The 3695-nt window shown below is 43.6% G+C and carries 6 protein-coding genes; all 6 read right to left on the bottom strand.

Going from position 1 to position 3695, the window contains the following annotated elements; translation table 11 throughout:
* Positions 1–255: 255 nt before the first annotated feature.
* Complete coding sequence (locus ABF638_RS37115) at positions 256–558, bottom strand: hypothetical protein (protein ID WP_435027744.1); 303 nt, start codon at positions 556–558, stop codon at positions 256–258.
* The gene (locus tag ABF638_RS37110; protein ID WP_435027743.1) at positions 555–866 is read right to left on the bottom strand and encodes a chaperone modulator CbpM; all 312 of its coding nucleotides are present in this window, start codon (positions 864–866) and stop codon (positions 555–557) included. Before ABF638_RS37110 ends, ABF638_RS37115 begins: the two co-directional genes overlap by 4 nt.
* Positions 863–1807, bottom strand: a complete 945-nt coding sequence (locus ABF638_RS37105) for a DnaJ C-terminal domain-containing protein (protein WP_435027742.1) — start codon at positions 1805–1807, stop codon at positions 863–865. Before ABF638_RS37105 ends, ABF638_RS37110 begins: the two co-directional genes overlap by 4 nt.
* Positions 1808–1926: 119 nt before the next feature.
* Positions 1927–2433, bottom strand: coding sequence for a hypothetical protein (locus tag ABF638_RS37100; RefSeq protein ID WP_435027741.1), 507 nt, complete (start codon positions 2431–2433; stop codon positions 1927–1929).
* 93 nt (positions 2434–2526) lie between these two features.
* A complete protein-coding gene (locus tag ABF638_RS37095; RefSeq protein ID WP_435027740.1) occupies positions 2527–3369 on the bottom strand; it encodes a DUF6920 family protein in 843 nt (280 codons plus the stop codon).
* Between the two features lie 24 nt (positions 3370–3393).
* On the bottom strand, positions 3394–3695 hold a 302-nt coding region (locus ABF638_RS37090), incomplete at its 5' end, for a hypothetical protein (protein WP_435027739.1).

Raw genomic sequence — 3695 nt, 5'->3', positions numbered from 1 at the left:
ACAGGAACTTAGAATTGGCGAAAACTCTTGACAGTGCAATGCCAAAGACTAATAAGTAGGGGTGAAATTAGCGAGGCTGTCCTTAGCCGCCACTTAACTTTCAAAATCTTTGCTGTGTAAAGCTGACAATAAAAATGCACGACCATATTAGCGCTGGGGGAAAAGGGATGATTTCAAGTCCCCATTAGCGGAACTGGTAAGTAGTCCAGTGGACATCGCAGCGCTGGAATAAATAGTGAAAAAGCGGTCAACCAGTTATGTCGAAGGTAAGAAATTCTGCGAAGAGCGAGGAGAAATTTGATCCCAAAATCTACGATAAAGGCGATCCAAATGATAGCAGCGTTGGCGAACGCGGGAGCGTGTCGCAGACAAGCCTCTCTGAAATAGACTCGCTTCTAATAAAGGATTCAGTCCCCAAACTAGCTCAACGATAAAAAGTCCCAACCAAGCAAAGCCCAGCACCAGCATCGGCGTTTCTAGCCAATCTTCCAACTGTTGCAGCACTTCGCTGCGCTCATAATCTAATGCGGGCTTTGACCGTTGGTTGAGATAGCTCATAACGAGTTTGATGAATGAGACTGATACACTTTTAGCTGTGCCCGTAATTGGGCAATTTCAGTCGTCATATCTAGCACCATTGCCGCTCCGACTAAGTTCAGCCCCAAATCTCGACGCAAGCGTTGAATCTGAGCAATTCGCGCAATTTCGCGGGAATGCAGCAAATCACCGATGGGTTCGATTACGCCTAACTCAACGTAAAACTTCACCAGCGTAATCGAAGTCTTAGTGATTAATGCAGCATATTCATAGCTGTAAAGTTGCTCACCTTCGAGTGAAACCACGGTTTTTGAAAGGCTGAAGGTCATAATTTTATCTCCTCTAATTGGGTACGTGGGTTAAAGCTAGTATTTGCCTGGATTTTTTCGTAGTATTCTTGCTCGATCGCACTCAGGTCTTTTGGCGTGACAATCTGAAGTTTGGCAAATAAATCACCTCGTCCCCCTTTTGGCAATGTCCAGCCTTTGCCGCGTAGTCTCAGCGATTGCCCCGATCGCACCCCTTTAGGAACTTTCATCTTCACGCTACCATCGGGGGTTGGCACGCTAATTTCTGCCCCTAAAACCGCTTCATCGGGACGAATTGGAATGTCACAAACGAGGTTATCGCCCTCAAATCGATAGAAGGGATGGGTTAACACTTCGATAGTTAAATACAAATCGCCGCGCTGTTGAGAGAACGGACTAGGACGACCTTTACCCTTGAGCCGAATTCGACTGCCTGGTTTTGCACCTGCGGGAATGCGGACGTTGATGGTTTCGTCGTCGAGTTGCAGCCGTTTTTGGACACCGTGAAATGCTTCAGAAAATGTGAGTGCGATCGCAGCTTCGGTATCTGTTGCAGGGGCTTGAGAACGAAATCCCCCATTAAAATCATCAAATCCACCAGTGGAGGTTTTACGTCTCGTTCGACCCAGCAGATCGTTGATAAACGAATCAAAATCGCCGTACTGATCAAAGTCGGTTGTACCAACATTAGTTCCTCTAGGTGTCGGCGCTTCAGTGTAACCAGGGTGATTCCAGTGCTGACCAAAGCGATCGTACTTCTGCCGCTTCTCTGGATCAGATAATACCTCATTCGCTTCATTGAGTTCTTTGAACTTTGTTTCTGCGTCATTGTCTCCAGGATTGAGGTCAGGATGATATTTGCGGGCAAGCTTGCGGTAAGTCCGTTTGATTTCTTCTGGGGTTGCGGTTTTGCTTACTCCCAAAATGGCATAGTAGTCTTTAAAGTCTGTTGTAGTTGGCATCAGTTACCTTTTGTTCGCGTAGCGGCAATTTAGGAGAATTGCAGGTTTTTTGCGGTGGGTGTATTTTCAGTTAGAGATAAGTTCCAATTGAATCATGCTAACAATTGCTCTCATGAAGTCTAGGGAAGCTTCACACTTTTTCTTTCAAGGCGATGACTGTGTTTTGTATAAGCAAAGCCACTAGCAATAATCATCACAAAGGCAGGAGCCGCAAGCCATAACCAGAAACCAGGAAGTAACTTGATTAATAGAAGCTGACTATCAGGATTACTACCATTAGGTAACGCAAACCAATATGTTGAGATTGTGCCTGTAAAGCCTACAATAATTGAACAAAAAGCAGAAGCTATTGAGAATTTGTATTTCTTCTGTACAAAAAATTTACAGGAATACCAATAAAGTGGATTAGCCAACCAGCCAATAGCCGGCGCTTGAAGAAATAACAATCCAAGTATTCCCCCAATCGTAACTTCAATCCCCTTCATGATATAAGTTGAACCTGTGTGTATTGTCTTGGGTTCGATTATCTCAAAAGTTAGTGCTGGCAAGCTAAGTGCCATTATATAAATAAATAAAGATATTCCTAATAAAAACAAGGGTTGTGTTAAGAAAGACGCTTTTTTCATCAGGTGGATTCTATACAGAGTTACTTGGCTATTCAAGATAAGATGAGAACAACATTAAAAGTGCAAATTAATGTTTGTTTCAATTACAGTCCATCAAGACGCGAACTCATAGTGAATCTCTGTAGTTCTTCCTTTAAAATAGAGCCGAGTGCCTTCTGGATACTCCCATCCCACCTCACCTTCTAAGGGAATAAGCATCCCATTACGAACTGAATATTCCCAGAATCGACCGATCCAAGGCATAGCAGTCAGCTTGTCACGATAACGAGCCTCAGCCCGACAAGTAGCGATCGCCCCTTCAGCATTAAACTGAAATACGAGGGAGACAGTTGTTGCACCATCCGTCAAAGTAGCGCGGGCGGAGGTGTCATTGATCGCTTCCCAGCGCACACCCTGACTGGGTAATAAAGCAGTGGGATACCAAGTTGCCTCAGCAAAGTACCGTAACAATTCACCTTGATTGTTTTCAGGCGCACCGTGCATTTTTGCAACTGTAAAAAGACCGAGTAATGATGCGTGTAAGCTGCCTTCTCCTAAAAGATAAGTATCATGAACAAAGGCATTAACTCCTGGAGCCATCTGGATGCGTGCATCCCAATCAAAACCGAGGCGTTGAGTCATCACAAGTTGAGTGGCAGTAAACGGATTCCACTTGGCTTCTGTTTCATTCAGATTGAACTGTCCTTGCTGAGAGAGCTTGACCACAGCCACGATCGCTTGTCCATCCTTGAGTACTGTCCGAAAAAATCGCTGTACGGGTTCTGGTAAGCCTTCAATTTCTTTTTGGTCATAGATTTGGGGCTTAATTGTTCGCCGTCCATTTATTAATTTGGCTCGTAAGTTATCAGTGTTTGACTGCCAGCGATAGCTACCATAGATCGCAGCAAGTCCAAGGCAGACTATGATTAAAACACCAATCATTGCAATCCATTTCATCCACATGATGCTTACCTATGGTTGTTAATTTAGAATTTGATAGATAGTGATGATAAGAATAATTGCGAAAATAGTTGTATAGATTAACTTCGTGTACTTGGCTAACCAACTTGGAAGATAAATATCAAAATTGTCCTTTGTAGAGTTTGAGTATTTTCGGGCAAGCAGATTTAATGGGCAATGGGATGTAAAAGTTAGTAGGGTTAGCCCTTCTAGCAATATAAATCCATAACCAATCCAGAGCCAGAGATCGAGTTTATTGGTGATGGCAGCATAAAGCATATAGAAAATCACAAAGTTGAAGAATACCCATATCAACGTGTGAA

The sequence above is a fragment of the Nostoc sp. CALU 1950 genome (genome assembly GCF_051172895.1).
Taxonomy (GTDB): Bacteria; Cyanobacteriota; Cyanobacteriia; order Cyanobacteriales; family Nostocaceae; genus Nostoc; species Nostoc edaphicum_A.
Note: the sequence above shows the minus strand (reverse complement) of the source record. Positions and strands in the feature narration are given on the sequence as shown.

Excerpts from the sequence above, each read along its gene's own strand:
- ABF638_RS37115 (WP_435027744.1), bottom strand. The coding sequence starts at position 558 with ATGAGCTATCTCAACCAACGGTCAAAGCCCGCATTAGATTATGAGCGC.
- ABF638_RS37110 (WP_435027743.1), bottom strand. The coding sequence starts at position 866 with ATGACCTTCAGCCTTTCAAAAACCGTGGTTTCACTCGAAGGTGAGCAA.
- ABF638_RS37105 (WP_435027742.1), bottom strand. The coding sequence starts at position 1,807 with ATGCCAACTACAACAGACTTTAAAGACTACTATGCCATTTTGGGAGTA.
- ABF638_RS37100 (WP_435027741.1), bottom strand. The coding sequence starts at position 2,433 with ATGAAAAAAGCGTCTTTCTTAACACAACCCTTGTTTTTATTAGGAATA.
- ABF638_RS37095 (WP_435027740.1), bottom strand. The coding sequence starts at position 3,369 with ATGAAATGGATTGCAATGATTGGTGTTTTAATCATAGTCTGCCTTGGA.